Annotated in this window: 16 protein-coding genes and 1 pseudogene; 9 read left to right on the top strand and 8 right to left on the bottom strand. The window is 45.8% G+C overall.

Annotated features, from left to right (window positions below; genetic code table 11):
* Window positions 1-54: 54 nt before the first annotated feature.
* From LNN34_RS14405 to LNN34_RS14385, 5 genes are all read right to left on the bottom strand, one after another.
* Complete coding sequence (locus LNN34_RS14405; RefSeq protein ID WP_024120192.1) at window positions 55-702, bottom strand: YczE/YyaS/YitT family protein; 648 nt, start codon at window positions 700-702, stop codon at window positions 55-57.
* 124 nt (window positions 703-826) lie between these two features.
* Window positions 827-1570, bottom strand: a complete 744-nt coding sequence (tcyC, locus tag LNN34_RS14400) for a cystine ABC transporter ATP-binding protein TcyC (RefSeq protein ID WP_024120193.1) — start codon at window positions 1568-1570, stop codon at window positions 827-829.
* A 13-nt stretch (window positions 1571-1583) separates the two neighbouring features.
* Window positions 1584-2288, bottom strand: coding sequence for a cystine ABC transporter permease TcyB (gene tcyB / locus LNN34_RS14395; protein ID WP_059334481.1), 705 nt, complete (start codon window positions 2286-2288; stop codon window positions 1584-1586).
* The gene (gene tcyA, locus LNN34_RS14390) at window positions 2275-3081 is read right to left on the bottom strand and encodes a cystine ABC transporter substrate-binding lipoprotein TcyA (RefSeq protein WP_229043685.1); all 807 of its coding nucleotides are present in this window, start codon (window positions 3079-3081) and stop codon (window positions 2275-2277) included. Before tcyA ends, tcyB begins: the two co-directional genes overlap by 14 nt.
* Window positions 3082-3196: 115 nt before the next feature.
* On the bottom strand, window positions 3197-4069 hold the full coding sequence (locus tag LNN34_RS14385; RefSeq protein ID WP_101863977.1) for a LysR family transcriptional regulator: 873 nt from the start codon (window positions 4067-4069) through the stop codon (window positions 3197-3199).
* A gap of 88 nt (window positions 4070-4157) precedes the next feature.
* On the opposite strand from LNN34_RS14385, the pseudogene LNN34_RS14380 reads away from it, so the two are divergent.
* The 5 genes and pseudogenes from LNN34_RS14380 (at window position 4158) to LNN34_RS14360 (ending at window position 7823) form a co-directional block, all read left to right on the top strand.
* A pseudogene (locus LNN34_RS14380) lies at window positions 4158-4773 on the top strand (non-oxidative hydroxyarylic acid decarboxylases subunit B).
* A gap of 2 nt (window positions 4774-4775) precedes the next feature.
* Window positions 4776-6197, top strand: coding sequence for a phenolic acid decarboxylase BsdC (gene bsdC / locus LNN34_RS14375; protein WP_044162203.1), 1422 nt, complete (start codon window positions 4776-4778; stop codon window positions 6195-6197).
* Between the two features lie 17 nt (window positions 6198-6214).
* Window positions 6215-6442, top strand: a complete 228-nt coding sequence (gene bsdD / locus LNN34_RS14370) for a phenolic acid decarboxylase subunit BsdD (protein WP_044161900.1) — start codon at window positions 6215-6217, stop codon at window positions 6440-6442.
* The gene (locus tag LNN34_RS14365; RefSeq protein WP_101863979.1) at window positions 6439-6903 is read left to right on the top strand and encodes a pyridoxamine 5'-phosphate oxidase family protein; all 465 of its coding nucleotides are present in this window, start codon (window positions 6439-6441) and stop codon (window positions 6901-6903) included. Before bsdD ends, LNN34_RS14365 begins: the two co-directional genes overlap by 4 nt.
* 74 nt (window positions 6904-6977) lie before the next feature.
* Window positions 6978-7823 carry an alpha/beta fold hydrolase gene (locus tag LNN34_RS14360; protein WP_229043684.1) on the top strand — a complete coding sequence of 282 codons (846 nt, stop codon included), beginning with the start codon at window positions 6978-6980 and terminating at the stop codon, window positions 7821-7823.
* Between the two features lie 35 nt (window positions 7824-7858).
* Here the strand turns inward: LNN34_RS14360 and LNN34_RS14355 are convergent, their stop codons facing one another.
* Entirely contained in the window at window positions 7859-9337 is a 1479-nt protein-coding gene (locus LNN34_RS14355; RefSeq protein ID WP_044161897.1) for a peptide MFS transporter, read from the bottom strand.
* A 279-nt stretch (window positions 9338-9616) separates the two neighbouring features.
* On the opposite strand from LNN34_RS14355, the gene LNN34_RS14350 reads away from it, so the two are divergent.
* Window positions 9617-11371 (top strand): right-handed parallel beta-helix repeat-containing protein, encoded by a 1755-nt coding sequence (locus tag LNN34_RS14350; RefSeq protein WP_083244553.1) that lies wholly within the window; start codon window positions 9617-9619, stop codon window positions 11369-11371.
* A gap of 16 nt (window positions 11372-11387) precedes the next feature.
* On the opposite strand, the gene LNN34_RS14345 is transcribed toward LNN34_RS14350, so the two are convergent.
* The gene (locus tag LNN34_RS14345) at window positions 11388-11609 is read right to left on the bottom strand and encodes a hypothetical protein (RefSeq protein WP_044161896.1); all 222 of its coding nucleotides are present in this window, start codon (window positions 11607-11609) and stop codon (window positions 11388-11390) included.
* A gap of 126 nt (window positions 11610-11735) precedes the next feature.
* On the opposite strand from LNN34_RS14345, the gene gerKA reads away from it, so the two are divergent.
* The 3 genes from gerKA to LNN34_RS14330 are packed head-to-tail and all read left to right on the top strand — an operon-like array spanning window position 11736 to window position 15724.
* Entirely contained in the window at window positions 11736-13364 is a 1629-nt protein-coding gene (gene gerKA, locus LNN34_RS14340; RefSeq protein ID WP_059291965.1) for a spore germination protein GerKA, read from the top strand.
* Window positions 13354-14577: a Ger(x)C family spore germination protein gene (locus tag LNN34_RS14335; RefSeq protein ID WP_044161892.1), complete on the top strand. Its 1224-nt coding sequence runs from the start codon at window positions 13354-13356 to the stop codon at window positions 14575-14577. The genes gerKA and LNN34_RS14335 overlap by 11 nt, the downstream gene beginning before the upstream one ends.
* Before the next feature lie 22 nt (window positions 14578-14599).
* Entirely contained in the window at window positions 14600-15724 is a 1125-nt protein-coding gene (locus LNN34_RS14330) for a GerAB/ArcD/ProY family transporter (protein ID WP_059334486.1), read from the top strand.
* Between the two features lie 102 nt (window positions 15725-15826).
* On the opposite strand, the gene LNN34_RS14325 is transcribed toward LNN34_RS14330, so the two are convergent.
* Window positions 15827-16507 (bottom strand): ABC transporter ATP-binding protein, encoded by a 681-nt coding sequence (locus tag LNN34_RS14325; protein WP_229043683.1) that lies wholly within the window; start codon window positions 16505-16507, stop codon window positions 15827-15829.
* Window positions 16508-16509 lie beyond the last annotated feature (2 nt).

The raw sequence follows: 16509 nt of genomic DNA, 5'->3' as shown, positions 1-16509 counted from the left end.
AACAAGACTCATATAGAGGAGAAAATAAAAAAACAAAGCCGAAGCGGCTTTGTTTTAGTGTATAGGCGGAGTTGCTTTCACAGCGGCTGTCCGCCTTGCCACAGCATAATTCAGCAGCTGGATTGACTGCGGCAATGAAAAGCGCAAAATGATACCGGTGAGGATGGCGGTCAAAATTGTACCTAAACCGATCGGACCGCCCATGCCCCATGCTGCAAACAAAATTGTTATTTCCATGCCGTTCCGCACCCATTGCACATTCCAGCCGGTTTTTTCTGTAATCAGCATCATCAGTGAATCACGCGGCCCCGCGCCAAGGCCCGCTGATACATAAACACCGACGCCGTAGCCGATCAGCAGCACGCCGAGAGAGAAGACGATGACGGAGCCTGTGTAGGTGGAGGGGGCAGGCAGAAGAAAATTGAAAAAATCTATAAAAACACCAATGAGCACCATGTTCAGGATCGCCCCGATTTTTGGCCAAGCCCTCGTAAACAAAGACGTGAATCCGACGATGAGCGCTCCAATAATGATGGACCACTGGCCGACGGTAAGCCCGAAGTGCTGAAACAGGCTGTAATGAAATGCATCCCACGGACTGATCCCCAGCGTTTTTCCTTCTATCGTAAGGGATACACCAAAAGACAAAATAAGCAGACCGGCAAAATAAAATGTCCAGCGCAGAACAAGTTCTCGCTTCACGTGAAGTCCCTTCTTTCGTAAAAATCAATCGATTGTCATTGTAGCATATCTGACAAAAGGGCGGAATAGGCGAAAGGGGCTCAACAAAAAAACAGGGCCGCCGGCAGGCGCCCTGTTTTGGGTTTTACAACGGGTTCAAAATCCGATTCAAAAACCGCTGGGTCCGTTCTTCTTTTGGAGCAGAGAAAATTTCCTCAGGCGGCCCCTGCTCCACGATGACGCCGCCGTCAATGAAGACGACTTCGTCCGCCACTTCCTGGGCGAATTTGATTTCGTGGGTAACAACGACCATGGTCCAGCCTTCATTGGCTAAATCCTTGATAACCTTCAGTACGTCACCCACAAGCTCAGGGTCAAGCGCTGAGGTCGGTTCGTCAAACAGCATCAGCTCAGGCTGAATTGCCAGTGCGCGGGCGATGCCGACGCGCTGCTGCTGTCCGCCGGAAAGCTGGAACGGGTATAAATCCATTTTGTCCTTCAATCCGACTTTATCAAGAAGCTGAATCGCTTCTTTTCTGACTTCCTCTTTGTTGCGTTTTTGCACCTGAACAGGACCCTCCATGACGTTTTCAAGGGCTGTCCGGTGAGGGAAGAGGTGATACGCCTGAAACACCATTCCTGATTTCCGGCGGAGCTGAAGGATATCCGACTGCTTCACTTTCTTTGAAAAATCGATGGAGAAATCATCAAATGCAAGCTCCCCGCGATTCGGGATCTCCAGCGCGTTCAGACAGCGAAGCAGCGTCGTTTTCCCTGAACCGGAAGGCCCAAGTATAGCGATGACTTTTCCTTTTTCTATCTTCATATCTATCTTTTTTAAAATTTCATTTTGACCGAATGATTTGTTTAATCCTTTAACGGAAAGCATACTCGGAACCTCCTTATTTGGCCACGTAGCGGTCAAGACGCCGTTCGATGACATGCTGGACGAGCGAAAGCAAGAAGCAGATAATCCAATAAATAAAGGCCGCTTCAATATAAATGACTAAAATCTGATCGAGATTGCGCGCGCCGATTTCCTGAGCTTTTCTGAACAGCTCAGCGACGAGAATCTGAGATGCAAGCGATGTATCTTTGATCAAGCTGATAAAGGTATTGGATAATGGCGGGATCGACACACGAAACGCCTGCGGCAAAATGACGCGGAACAGCGTCTTCTGGTGTGTCATGCCGATGGTATAGCCAGCTTCCCATTGCCCCTTCGGCACGGATAAAATAGATGCCCTGATGATTTCAGATGCATAGGCGCCGACGTTTAAGGAAAAGGCAATAACTGCGCTTGGAAAAGGATCTAGTGTAATGTTAAAGGCCGGGAACAGATAGAAAATGATGAACAATTGAACGAGAAGTGGCGTGCCGCGTACGGCGGATACGTATACGCTGAACACCCATCTCAAAGGTCTCACTTTCGACATTCTGGCAAGCGCCGTAATCAGCGCCAGTATCATTCCGAATATAAAGGAAAGAATCGTAAGGGGAATCGTATAGTAGATTCCCCCTGAAAGTATCGGCCAGAATGACTGCTGCACCAGATCCCACGGGATCGCCGTGCCAAGCGTCAGTGCCGGTATATTATTTAGAAACATCTTCGCCGAACCATTTTTTAGAGATTTTAGAAAGAGTCCCGTCCTCTTTCATTTCTTTTAATGCTTTGTTGACTTGGTCGACAATCTCGCCGCTTCCTTTACGGAACGTGAAATACGTTTCCTGAGGGTCGCCTGTTTCAAACGCGATTTTTACGTTTTTGTTGCCTGATGTTTTTAAATAGTTTAATACGGCAAGCTTATCGTTGTACGTCATGTCGACGCGGCCTTGCTGGATCATTTGAAGGGCCTGCGCCATGCCTTCAACGCCTTCTACTTTCGCGCCGGCATTTGCAGCTAGTTTGTTATAGTTGCTTGTCAGTGATTGAGCTGACGTTTTTCCTTTTACGTCTTTTTCAGACTTAATATCGTTGTTGTCTTTTTTCGTCACGACAACGGCTCTTGATGTTGTGTATTTGTCTGAGAAGTCATATTGGTTTTCACGATCTGTTTTTCCGACTTGGTTGGCAACGACGTCAAACCGTTTGGAATTCAGGCCGGCAAACATACTGTCCCACTGTGTTTCCTTGAATTCGGCTTTCAGTCCAAGGCGTTTTGCGACTTCTGTGATGACTTCTACGTCATAGCCAGTCAGCTTGTCATTGTCTTTGTCATGATAAGTGAACGGTTCGTACGTTCCTTCTGTACCGACTGTCAGTACGCCTTTTTTCTTAATCGAAGCCCAAAGATCGCCGTTTTTTCCGTTATCTTTTGACTGATTGTCATTTCCTGCTCCGCAAGCTGCGAGAACTGCAATGCTTACGACCATGAATAAAGCTAAAAGTGCTTTTTTCATTCTATTCCCCACTTTTCTGATTAATTTTGTTGAAATGAAAAAATAGCTTACAAATCTAAAGGATAACTTTTTTTTAGTATGAGTCAAGTATTTGGTTTTCATGAGACAAAAACACTTAAAATAAATTCAAAAATTGCTGTACCGGTTTTGGCAAATAACTGTCAGTTCTCCACATGACAGCCGGTGTCATAACGAAGGGGTTGTTTTCGATTTTAACTGTGTGAATGTGGTTTCTCATATGAACAGGAATCATGGTGACGGGCAGAATGGACGCGCCAAATCCTGATGAGACGAGACTGAGCAGTGTTGCTGAGTCGTGGCATTCACAAACAATACGCGGCTCCAGCTGAAGACGCTGAAATTCATTCATGACCTGGTTATAAACGCCTTTTCCGTTCACAGGCCGCAGCAGAATCAGCGGGAAAGAAGGGATATCCTCCATTTGAATGGTGTCTCCGCATGTATACTCGGCATCATCAGAAAGAACGAGCACACATGGAATGTCGTCAAGCTTTTTAAATTGGACGGTATCGCTTTTGATCATGGTTGTCGTGACAGCTGCGTCGATTTGCCGGCTTTCCATCAGCTCTAACAGCGTTGCCGGTTCGTTCTCCCAAATATTAAAGGTGAGGTGCGGATATCTTTCTTTCATTTGCGTCACTTTCTCAAGCATAAGAGCGGCGCAATAAATCGTCGAACCCACAGCCAGCGTGCCGGCAACCTCCTCCCTCAGCTCTTGTACCTCAATGACCGCATCTTCAAACCTGTGCAGAATCTCTTTGGCTCTTTTGAGAAAAATGCTTCCTTCATATGTAAGAGTCATTTGTTTTTTCTTATTACGGTCAAACAATACAACACCCAGCTCATCCTCCAGCTGTTTGAGCTGCCTGCTTAGCGGCGGCTGCGCCATATGGAGCTTTTTGGCGGCAGAGGTGATTTTTTGTTCTTGGGCAATGGTAATGAAATATCGCAGCTGACGAATGTCCAAAGAAGGGCCTCCTTTTATATACCTTTTAGGTATTGATTATAGATTTAACGAATATTTTTCATATGGATATATCAGGAGTATGATTGAAATGAAGACAGAATTCAAGCGTGAAGGAGGGGCAAAATTTGAAACTCGTTGTCGGAATGACAGGGGCAACTGGGGCTATCTTCGGTGTCAGGCTATTAGAATGGCTGAAGGCAGCGGAAGTGGAAACCCATCTCGTTGTGTCTCCTTGGGCTAACGTTACCATCAAACATGAAACAGGCTACACGTTAAAAGAAGTTGAAAAGCTGGCCACATACACATACTCGCACAAGGACCAGGCGGCGGCCATCTCCAGCGGCTCGTTTGATACCGATGGCATGATTGTGGCGCCGTGCAGTATGAAATCGCTTGCGAGCATCCGCACCGGGATGGCGGATAATCTGCTGACTCGCGCGGCGGATGTCATGCTGAAAGAGCGGAAAAAGCTCGTTCTCTTAACAAGAGAGACACCCTTGAACCAGATTCATCTCGAAAATATGCTTGCACTCACAAAAATGGGAACGATTATTCTTCCTCCGATGCCGGCGTTTTATAATCAGCCGAGCAGCTTAGAAGAAATGGTCGACCATATTGTATTCAGAACGTTGGACCAATTCGGCCTGCGCCTTTCTGAGACAAAGCGCTGGAATGGAATTGAAAAACAAAAAGGAGGAGCTTGATGATGGCTTATCAAGATTTCAGAGAATTTCTCGCTGCCCTTGAAAAAGAGGGACAATTGTTAACGGTGAATGAAGAGGTAAAGCCTGAGCCTGATCTGGGAGCAGCTGCACGGGCAGCCAGCAACCTCGGCGATAAAAGCCCTGCACTGTTATTTAACAATATTTACGGCTACAACAACGCGCAAATCGCGATGAATGTCATCGGCTCTTGGCCGAACCACGCGATGATGCTGGGACTGCCGAAAGATACACCGGTGAAAGAGCAGTTTTTTGAATTTGCGAAGCGATATGAACAGTTTCCGATGCCGGTCAAACGCGAAGAAACAGCGCCGTTTCATGAAAATGAAATCACAGAGGACATCAATTTGTTCGATATCCTGCCTCTTTTCAGGATTAACCAAGGAGACGGCGGTTACTATTTAGACAAAGCATGCGTCATCTCCCGCGACCTTGAGGACCCTGACACCTTCGGCAAACAAAATGTCGGCATATACAGAATGCAGGTAAAGGGAAAAGACCGCCTCGGCATTCAGCCTGTGCCGCAGCACGATATTGCGATCCATCTGCGCCAAGCTGAAGAACGCGGCATCAATCTTCCGGTCACGATTGCGCTCGGATGTGAACCGGTCATTACAACCGCGGCATCCACTCCGCTTCTCTATGATCAATCCGAATACGAAATGGCGGGAGCAATCCAAGGAGAACCGTACCGCATCGTAAAATCAAAGCTGTCTGACCTTGATATTCCATGGGGAGCAGAAGTTGTGCTCGAGGGAGAAATCATTGCCGGAGAACGTGAATATGAAGGGCCATTCGGTGAATTTACAGGGCACTATTCCGGCGGACGCAGCATGCCGATTATCAAAATTAACCGCGTGTATCACAGAAACAACCCGATTTTTGAACATTTATACTTAGGCATGCCGTGGACAGAATGTGATTACATGATTGGCATTAATACTTGTGTGCCGCTGTATCAGCAGCTAAAAGAAGCGTATCCGAATGAAATTGTGGCTGTGAACGCCATGTACACACACGGTTTAATCGCGATTGTATCAACAAAAAACCGCTATGGCGGATTTGCGAAAGCGGTCGGCATGCGCGCGCTCACAACCCCGCACGGACTAGGCTACTGCAAAATGGTTATCGTTGTCGACGAGGATGTCGATCCATTCAACCTGCCGCAGGTCATGTGGGCGCTCTCTACAAAAATGCACCCGAAACACGATGCGGTCATTATACCGGATTTATCTGTCCTGCCGCTTGACCCGGGATCAAATCCATCAGGAATCACGCACAAAATGATTCTTGATGCCACAACACCTGTTGCGCCGGAAACAAGAGGCCATTATTCACAGCCGCTTGATTCTCCATTAACAACAAAAGAATGGGAACAAAAACTAATGGACTTGATGAATAAATAAGGAAAGGATGATTCGACATGCATACATGTCCTCGATGCGATTCAAAAAAAGGAGAAGTCATGAGCAAATCGCCTGTAGAAGGAGCATGGGAAGTCTATCAATGCCAAACATGTTTTTTTACATGGAGATCATGTGAACCGGAAAGTATTACAAATCCGGAAAAATATAATCCGGCCTTTAAAATCGATCCAAAAGAAACAGAAACAGCGGTTGAAGTTCCCGCTGTTCCGGAACGAAAGGCCTGATCGGCGTGAACCAACTATCAGACCGTCTCTTTGAGCTGCTTGACGGGGAACGTCTGAAAGAAAAGCAGCATGAAGCCTTCGTTCTGCAAACGGTATCGGAGGACGGCTGGCCGCATGCCGCTATGATCAGCGCCGGAGAAATCATCGCCCTGAATCGGACGGATATCCGGATCGCCCTGTGGAAAAACACAGAGACCGCGGGAAATATCCTTCGAACGGGACAAGCCCAGCTTACTGCATGGTGGAAAGGAGCCGCTCATTACGTAAAACTGCAATGTGAGCCGCTCCCGCCGCTGAACGATGCGGTTTATGACAGGGAACGCTTTGCCTGCCGTATCGCTTCAGCTAAGGAGGATGTTGCAAAGTACGCTGATATAACTTCCGGTGTCAGGATACAGCTTCACAATGCTGAAGAGGTGCTGAACAGATGGGAAGCAACGCTGGAGGAATTAAAACGATAAATAAAAAGCCTGACGCCATGCGTCAGGCTTTTATTAGTATAATGAACCATATAAAGACAAAGGGGGCGTGAGGAATGGTCACAAAGGGGATCTGTCATTCAGACGGTTTTGATTTATCTTATTGTATTGAAGGAGAGGGCGCGCCGATTCTCGTGATCGGCAGTGCGGTTTACTACCCGCGTCTATTTCATCAGGATATCAAACAGAAATATCAATGGATATTTGCCGATCACAGGGGTTTTGCCAAGCCGGCGCGGGCGCTGCGGCCGGAAGATCAAAGCCTGGATGCAGTTTTGGACGATATTGAAGCGATAAGACGCCATCTTCAGCTTAAGGATTTTATCATCATGGGACATTCGGGGCATGCGTTTATGGCATTAGAATACGCCAGAAAGTACCCTGAGCATGTGCGAAAGGCCGTGCTCCTCAATTCAGCGCCTGATAACAGTCAAAAGAGACAGCGGGACAGTGAAGCGTTTTTTAGGGAAACAGCCAGCCCTGAGAGAAAGAAACGTTTCGAAAAAGATATTGCAAGTTTAGCAGGTGACATAGAAAAAGATCCTGAAAGGCGTTTCGTGCACATGTGCATTCGCGCTGAAGCGAAAAGTTTTTATAAAGAGAGGCCGAATGCGGCAGCTTTATGGGAAGGTGTTGACACCAATATGCCGATCATAGATGAATTATGGGGACATACATTCGCGCAGATGAACCTCATACAGCGGTTAGCAGACGTTCATGTTCCTGTCTATATCGGTTTAGGCAGATATGACTATTTGGTTGCTCCTGTATCATTGTGGGATGCCATTGACGGTATATATCCGCATGTGAAGAAGGTCATCTTTGAAAAGAGCGGGCACCAGCCGATGCTGGAGGAACCGCAGACCTTCAGGCAAAGCTTAATGGAATGGATAGAAAAATAAAAATCCCGCAGAGTTGATCTGCGGGATTTTCTTTATTATAAGATACCTTTCATCGCACGTTTGATGATCGGTGAGATCAGCAGCAGAATGCCGCCGAGTATGATAGAAATCAAGCCGATGGTACCGAAGTACGTTGTTTCAGGTATTTTATCAAACAACCCGGCTACTTGGGCATTGATCGCCTGGGCTGCTGCGTTAGTCAGAAACCACATACTCATTGTCTGTGCAGAGAATGCAGCTGGCGCCAGTTTTGTTGTCACGGATAAACCGACTGGTGACAGGCACAGCTCTCCAAGCACGACAAGCAGGAAGCTGAGAACGAGCCACAGCGGGCTTACGAGTGCTTCTTTCCCTTGCATAGCCGGGAATACCATAATGATAAATGACAATCCGGCTAAAATAATTCCGATTGAAAATTTAACTGGTGTGGACGGCTGGCGTTTGCCAAGCTTCATCCAAAGCCATGCGAAAATTGGTGCGAAAATGACGATAAACAAGGGGTTTAATGATTGGAACCAAGATGACTGAAGTTCTATTCCGCCCAATGAAAGTCTTATGCGTTCATCAGCGTATACCGCAAGAATGGTCGCTCCTTGTTCCTGAATGGCCCAGAACATGACAGCACCGATAAACAAAGGAACGTAAGCGGCAAGACGAGATTTTTCTGTTTTGTCCGCTTTTTTGCTTGTAAACATGATGATGAAATAAATAACAGGAATCAAAATACCGAGAATACTTACAAGGTCGATGAAACGGTTGATCGTCAGCACGCCTGTTTGTACAGAAATCATCACTGCGATCGCCACAATGATAACACCGATTCCGGTGCCGATTGCAGATTTTTTAGACAGCGGATTCGGCACATTTGAACCTGCAGGCCCGAGGTTTTTCTTTCTTGTCAAAGCAAATACGATAAGTCCAAGAAGCATTCCGACCGCGGCAGCTCCGAAGCCGAGATGATAGTTGTACTTCTGTCCGAGTGTTCCGACAATTAACGGCGCGAGTAAACCGCCGAGGTTAATCCCCATGTAGAAAATACTGAAACCTGAGTCGCGGCGCGGGTCTTCTTTCGTGTAAAGATCTCCAACGACGCTCGAAACGTTTGGTTTTAATAAGCCTGTTCCGATAATGATAAGCACCATGCTGATATAGAATGCTATCGCGCTGCCCGGATAGGCGAGTGCAATGTGGCCGAACATAATAAATATGCCGCCGTAAAACACGGTGTTTGCGGTTCCGAATACCCGATCAGCGAGCCATCCGCCAATAATAGTGGACATGTATACGAGTGATCCGTAAATCGACATAATGGCAACCGCAGTGCCTTTGTCAAAGCCAAGCCCTCCGTTTACCGTCTCTGTATACAAATAGTAAAGCAAGATTGCTCTCATTCCATAGTAAGAGAAACGCTCCCAAAATTCGGTGAAAAATAGTGTAAATAGTCCTCGCGGGTGACCAAAGAACCCTTTTTGCGGGACGCTTTTAATGATACTTTCGTTATCAATCGAAGCCATGTCAGCCAAACCCTTTCTTAAAAAAGTGTATTATAAAAATCATATTCTTATATAATACTTGTGTCAATATAAATTATACTCATTTCAAGAAGTTCCAGAATGGAAAAACTATAAAGGTAGAAAACAGTGAGTTTTTTCTGTTTCTTATGTCTCATATTGTTACATTTTCTAACGATAGTATTTCTTTATACTTTTTTAATAAAATTTTAGAGAAATGTACAAGCAGATCGGGCTGCCGCGAATATCATGGTAACAATCATGCGGGAGGAGGTTGGATCATTGGCTGAATTCATCTTGAATGCAGCAGATTTCGGTATTTCAGGGGACGGAAAAACGGATTCGACAGAACTGATTAATCAATGCCTCAGCGCGGCTGTTTCAAAGGGGTACCATACAGTCTGGTTCCCGAAAGGAACATATTTAATTGACGGGACGCTTGGAGGGGATGCGAATCAGGTGTTTCGCAACGCTGGGATTATTGTTCCTGGCAATCTTCATATTGTCATGGACTCTGAGTGTATCATCAAAGTCATTCCGAACAGCTCCTGGGGGTATTCTGCATTTTATGTAGGCAAGCAAGAGAATATAACCATTTCCGGTGGACAAATTATCGGCGAGCGCGACGAGCATACGTATGCGTCCGCGGGGATAAGGTCAACCCATGAATGGGGCTTCGGCATTTGTATTGAAGGGTGTTCAAATGTTGTCGTTGATGATGTCAACATTTCTGATTTTACCGGAGATGGGATCATTATCAGTCCGCGGGGCTTAAAGACAAATAACGATTATCGAACATCAGAGCACATTACCATCCGCCGCTGTAAGGTTCGGCGATCGAGGAGAAATAACATTTCGATTACCGGATGTGACACAGTTACGGTGGAGGGCTGCGTGATTGAAGATGCCGGAACGGGAAATGGAACAGCGCCGAAATTCGGAATTGACATTGAAGGATATGGTGAAGGAAATATTGATTATGAGGAACCGCTCAATGTCTCGATTCGAAATAACTATTTTAATGGAAACGTTTCAAGTTCTGTGACCAATTTTAACGGGTACGGCATTTCAATAGAAGGAAACCACTCAGACAATACGATCAGCTATGGGTACGGCACTCAAACGGTCATTAAGGGGAATATTCTTAGAAGGGCGGAAGACGCGGCTGCGGCGCCTAGAGTCGGGATTACCGGATTGGGTGTTTCACAGGGAAAAGAAAGCAGTGATGCAGTGATCGCCGGCAACCTCATTACCGGATTTTCAACCGGAATTGATGTCAGAGGAAAGAGCGTTCTTGTCACGAACAACAAAATCAGCAATTTTGAAAACACAGGGATATTGGTTTATCAGTCTTCCGACGTAAAGGTAGACGGCAACCAGATTGAAAACGGACTGTCTGAAACAAGGCGCAGTACCGGCCTTCGAGCGGTGCTGTCTGATGATACCGCATTTCTGAATAACTGTCTTATTCAAGTCATCGACGGGGTGAACATTTCAGGAGGCGATATGATCATTAAAGACAATGTGCTGAGAAAATTCAGCCGCGGCATTTGGATCGCTCAAGGAAGCGCGTTGATCGAAGGAAATACGCTTAACCCCGACGCGTTTGAAGCGGCCCTTGAATCGTATGCCGTTTCTGTCACAAACAATGCTGGCGCAATCATTAAAAACAATACATTTAAAAACTTTAAAAATTACCCGGTTTACTGTACGACAAGTGCAAAAACCTCTATTGTCGGAAACCATTTTGAAAGATCTCCTCTTCTAGTGACCATCTATATCAGCACCGGCGTTCATGACATTTTTGATAATACCATTTCAGTCAATAGAACAGCCGGCAGACCGATTGTGATTTATCTCAACGGCTCCTCAGGCTCTATCATTTCAGGAAACACCATCAATAACCTCTCCGCAAGCACGGCGGTGGCCATTCAAACGGACACCTCAACCAATTCCGCCATCATCGGAAATCGAATCATCAAAGGAACCATCACCAACAATAACGGAGATAAGGTAAACGGCAATATGATCGTCTGAACAAAAGCGCCTCGCTCTAGGGGCTCTTTTTGTTCGATTTATAGATCACGAATATCTCTCTCACCAATAGCAAAACAAAAAATAAAAGCATCATCCATTCCGCAAACGATGTCATCTTGAAGCTGGACATATTATTATAAATGGCTTTTCCTAAACTGAATCCTTGAAGCATGTCCATGAAAACTGAAATCACCAACAAACATATTAATAAAACAGCCGTCACGCCTAATATTTTCATCCTTCATCACCCTCCGCTTTTAGTGTCTATCTTTATGAGAGAGTTATACCCGCTCGCCAATCACATGCATAATCTTAAGGCTGACAGGAAGAATATGAGAAAACGATAAGGAAAGGTATTTTGTGTATGCCGTCATTTTTTAAGCAAAAGAAAAATACCGAAACGAAAGACAGCCAGAAACAAGAAGATAAGAATCAGCAGAAGAAAGAAGAAGGGCCGATTCTGGCTTCTTCAAGTTTGGCGAAAAATGTGGCGGACATGAAGAAGAAAGTCGGAAGCAGCTCTGATGTCATCATTCGGGAAGTGAAAGCAGGGGAACAGGATGATGTTCACCTGGCCATTATTTATATCGCGGGTCTGGTCGATAATAACACGATACATGAATCGTTAATCGAGCCTTTGATTCAGGACCAAACCATCCAAAACGCCCATGCGATAAAGCAGATCCTTGAAAAAACGCTTCCACTGGGCGGAGTAAAAGCTGAAAAGAGCTGGGACAAGCTGTTCACTGAATTGATGCTTGGAAATGCGCTGGTTTTTGCGGACGGTTCTGATGAGGCGCTTATCTGCAGCACCCAGGGGGGAGAGCACCGTTCCATACAAGAGCCGAGCACCCAGATGTCATTCCGGGGCCCGCGCCAAGGGTTTACAGAGTCTTTGCAAACCAATATTTCCATGATTCGGCGATACATTAAAAATCCCAATGTATGGGTCGAAAAAATGAAAATCGGTTCTGTAACAAATACGGATATCGCGCTGATGTACATTCACGGCATTTGTGATGAAAAGGTGCTGAAGGAAGTGAGGCAGCGCCTGAAAAAAATAGACATTGACAGTATTTTAGAATCCGGATACATCGAGCAGCTGATCGAAGACGAAACGTTTACGACGTTTCCGACCATGTATCACACGGAACGCCCTGACGTCGTCGCAGGAAATCTATTAGAAGGAAGATTTGCAATCGTTGTGGACGGAACACCGTTTGTTCTGATTGCCCCAGCCTTATTTATTCAATTTTTTCAGTCGGTTGAAGATTATTATTCACGCTTTGACATTGCGACAAGTATACGAATTCTGCGGATATTTATCTTTTTTATTTCACTTGTCGCACCTGCTGTTTATGTGGCAGCCACGACGTTTCATCAGGAAATGATTCCGACACAGCTGTTAATCGTCATTGCTGCCCAGCGGGAAATCGTTCCGTTTCCGGCCGTTGTTGAAGCCATCACAATGGAGGTTGCTTTTGAGATTCTCAGGGAAGCTGGGGTCAGACTGCCGAGGGTTGTAGGATCGGCTGTTTCGATTGTAGGCGCGCTAGTTATCGGCCAAGCTGCTGTTCAGGCTGGTATCGTGTCTCCGGCTATGGTCATCATCGTTGCCATAACGGCAATTGCCAGCTTTGCAACCCCGGCGTTTGCCATGGCGATATCTGCCCGCCTCATTCGGTTTATGTTTATCATTGCTTCTGCCGTAATGGGTTTTTACGGGCTGGTATTAGGGATTATTATGATGTTTGTTCATTTATGCAGTCTGCGTTCCTTTGGTGTTCCTTATATGTCGCCGCTTGCGCCCTTTTCTTCACAAGGCGTGAAGGACACGCTCTTCCGTGTTCCTTGGTGGGCCGACCAGAAAAGGCCCGAATCCATCAGCAAAAAAGATAAGGTCCGTCAGGGGAAAGACCAGCGTCCTCAGCCGGATGGTTCACGCGGAATGGTGAACAAAGAGTTGAGAGAAGGAGATCAAGATGATACGTAAACGTGTACTAGCCGTTATCATGCTTTTGAGCATCATTGTGCTGCCCGGCTGCTGGGATAAGCGTGAGCTGACAGATCTTGCGATTATTTCGGCAATCGGCATTGATCGGACAAATGAAGGGAATTACGTACTGCACTTTCAGATTATTAATCCCGGAAACGTCGCCGGAGGGCTTCAGGGCGGCGGTGCGGGAGACAGGCCGCCTGTATCCGTCTATTCCATAGTAGGCGACAACATGACGGAAGCGCTCAGAAAAGCCTCTATGAAAATATCCAGGCGGCTTTATTTTGCCCATACCAACCTGGTCGTGATCAGTGAAAAGCTGGCGAAAGAGGAAGGTTTGAATTTTGTGTTAGATAACCTTGACCGCGATACGGAATTCAGGACCACAGCAACGATTGTCATCGCCCATAAAACGAAAGCCGAAAATATCGTCAAAACGCTTACGCCGATTGATAAAATTCCTTCCAATAAAGTCAATAAAACACTCGACTTCACGCAAGCGCAATATGGGCGGGTGATTAAAACCAGTATCCAAGATGTCTTGAAAACACTTGCTATTACAACAGAAGCGCCGGTGATCCCCGGATACAGGATGATCGGGGATGATAAAAAAGGAGTCAGCCTGGAAAACACACAGGCGACTGACCCGCAAGCCATTCTTCAGGCGGACGGTTTGGCGGTATTCGATAAAAGAGGCCATTTAAAATATTGGATTGAAGATAAGGACAAAGTTGGGGTTGTCTGGCTTAAGAATCAAATCCAGCATACGTTTATTAATGCCGATTGGAAGAAGACAAAAGATGCGGTAAGCTTACAGGTCACGCATCAGACAACAAAGCTTAACCCGGAAATACGAAACGGCCGTCCCCGCATTCATGTTCACGTGACGGTTGAAGGCATAATAGACGCAGTAAAGTATCCATTTCATTTGTCTGACCCAAAGGTGTTAGCCGATATCGAAAAAGCACTCAATAAACAGCTGGAAAAGGAAATCAGCCATGCAGTTGAAAAGATAAAGGAACATAAAATCGACTTTATCGGATTCGGAGACACGATATACAGGAAGTATCCGAAGCAGTGGAAAAAAATGAGGGATACATGGGACAAAGAATATTTGCCTGATCTGCCTGTCGATATAAAGGCGGAGACGTATATCAGAAGAACGGGGCTGCGAAATAATCCGCTCAGAAACCAGCTTAATCATGAATAGGTCAAGAAAGGAGTAGTGACAGATGGAAAAAGCCAAAATCAGCATTAGGCAGCTGTTTGTCATGATGATCATTTTTGAGCTGGGCAGCTCCTTATTGATTACACCGGGAACGATGGCGGGCCGGGATGCCTGGATAGCAGTGCTGTTAGGCTGTGCAGTTGGTTTATTTCTTTTTTACTTGTATCAGGGGATCTATCAATGCTATCCGGAGTTCTCCCCGAAAGAATACATGGATGATATGCTCGGCAAAAAGCTGAGCTGGTTCTTTTCGTTTCTTTATATCTTATATTTTGCATATATTGCCGCCCGGGTGCTGCGTGATTTCGGAGAAATGCTGCTGACGTTTGCTTACCATGATACTCCGATTATCATCGTGAATGCTTTACTAATGGTGGTCAGCATATATGCCGTCAGAAAAGGAATTGAAGTGCTGGCGCGGGCGGGCGAGCTTCTCTTCGGGGCAATGTATCTATTGGGTGCGCTCGGTCTCGTGCTGATCATTGTATCGGGTTCCATAGATCTGAAAAATTTAAAACCGGTTTTAGCAGACGGGATTTTCCCTGTTATTCATTCTGTTTTTACACAAACCATGTACGTTCCGTTCGGTGAAATTGTTTTATTTGTAATGATTTTCCCTAATCTCAATGATCGCAAGAATGTCAAAAAAGTGGGGATGCTCGCTACGGTCATCAGCGGATTGATTGTGGCGCTTACCGTAGCGATTAATATCAGTGTGCTTGATGTTGATCTGACATTGCGATCGCAGTTTCCGCTTTTAAGTACGATTCAGACAATCAAAGTGGAAGAATTTCTGGATCGGCTTGATATCTTTTTTATGCTGGCACTGATTATCGGCGGCTTCTTCAAAGTCAGCCTCTATCTGTATGCGGTGGTGGTGGGTGCGTCCACTCTTTTTAAGGAAAAAAATCCTTCACAGTTGGCATATCCAATGGGACTGGGCATACTCATCCTCTCTATCGCAATTGCCACCAACTTTTCAGAGCATCTAAATGAAGGGCTGAAAGTAGTGCCGCTGTACATTCATTTGCCCTTTCAAGTGCTGTTTCCATTATTTCTGTTTATCCTCGCTGTTTGGAAAAAGAAGAGAAGAGAGAAGTCAAAGCAGGCTGAAAAACAGAAACAATAAAAAGAGCGGGGGGATGCAGCCGCCGCTCTTTTTACGTTCACTTCTATATAAAAGGGGGATATAGGTTGCGCCCCTGTCTGCACTGGCAGAGGCGCGTTTTTGTTAGACGACTGCGGCGTTTTCCGTCACAGTAAAGCTTCCTCGTGAAAGTCTGATGTTAGTGTCAGAGACCCTTGCAATTTGTTCATCATGCGTCACCATGATGATGCATTTATTTTCTTTGTGCGCCAAATCCTGAAAGAGCCGCACAATTTCTTTTGACGTATCCTCGTCAAGGTTTCCGGTCGGTTCATCGGCTACGATCAAGTCCGTGTCACAGCAAAACGCTCTTGTAATGGAAACACGCTGCTGCTGTCCGCCGCTTAATGTCAGCACCTTTTGCCGGGCTTGTTTTTCATTTATGCCGACCTTCTCCAGCATCTCCAACGCATATGCTTCTTTGTTCTTTTCCTTTGAACCTGTGATTTCCATGGCGGTTGTCACATTTTGCAGAGCTGTCATATATGGAAGCAGGTTGTACGCCTGAAAGACAATGGATACGTATTTATTTCTGAAATTCGTCAATCCGATTTTGGAAACAGCTTTTTCGTCATAAAGGATATGTCCTTCTTTAGGTGTGTCAAGTCCGCCTGCCAGAGACAGGAAGGTCGTTTTTCCTGTCCCTGATGTGCCGACAATTGTATAAAATTTACCTTTTTCAAAGCTGATATTGATATCCTGAAACAAGGGCTGGCTTTTGTCTTTATACCAGTAGCCGACTTGTTGAAATTCTAATAAGCTCATTC

The organism is Bacillus sp. AF23, from assembly GCF_020861455.1.
Lineage (GTDB): Bacteria > Bacillota > Bacilli > Bacillales > Bacillaceae > Bacillus > Bacillus halotolerans.
The sequence above is the reverse complement of the archived record's forward strand: the minus strand, read 5'-3'. Positions and strand labels throughout refer to the sequence as shown.

What these genes read in the sequence shown, in the direction of transcription:
- tcyC (WP_024120193.1), bottom strand. Translation starts at nt 1,570, where the DNA reads ATGCTTTCCGTTAAAGGATTAAACAAATCATTCGGTCAAAATGAAATT.
- tcyB (WP_059334481.1), bottom strand. Translation starts at nt 2,288, where the DNA reads ATGTTTCTAAATAATATACCGGCACTGACGCTTGGCACGGCGATCCCG.
- tcyA (WP_229043685.1), bottom strand. Translation starts at nt 3,081, where the DNA reads ATGAAAAAAGCACTTTTAGCTTTATTCATGGTCGTAAGCATTGCAGTT.
- bsdC (WP_044162203.1), top strand. Translation starts at nt 4,776, where the DNA reads ATGGCTTATCAAGATTTCAGAGAATTTCTCGCTGCCCTTGAAAAAGAG.
- bsdD (WP_044161900.1), top strand. Translation starts at nt 6,215, where the DNA reads ATGCATACATGTCCTCGATGCGATTCAAAAAAAGGAGAAGTCATGAGC.
- LNN34_RS14360 (WP_229043684.1), top strand. Translation starts at nt 6,978, where the DNA reads ATGGTCACAAAGGGGATCTGTCATTCAGACGGTTTTGATTTATCTTAT.
- LNN34_RS14355 (WP_044161897.1), bottom strand. Translation starts at nt 9,337, where the DNA reads ATGGCTTCGATTGATAACGAAAGTATCATTAAAAGCGTCCCGCAAAAA.
- LNN34_RS14345 (WP_044161896.1), bottom strand. Translation starts at nt 11,609, where the DNA reads ATGAAAATATTAGGCGTGACGGCTGTTTTATTAATATGTTTGTTGGTG.
- gerKA (WP_059291965.1), top strand. Translation starts at nt 11,736, where the DNA reads ATGCCGTCATTTTTTAAGCAAAAGAAAAATACCGAAACGAAAGACAGC.
- LNN34_RS14335 (WP_044161892.1), top strand. Translation starts at nt 13,354, where the DNA reads ATGATACGTAAACGTGTACTAGCCGTTATCATGCTTTTGAGCATCATT.
- LNN34_RS14330 (WP_059334486.1), top strand. Translation starts at nt 14,600, where the DNA reads ATGGAAAAAGCCAAAATCAGCATTAGGCAGCTGTTTGTCATGATGATC.
- LNN34_RS14325 (WP_229043683.1), bottom strand. Translation starts at nt 16,507, where the DNA reads ATGAGCTTATTAGAATTTCAACAAGTCGGCTACTGGTATAAAGACAAA.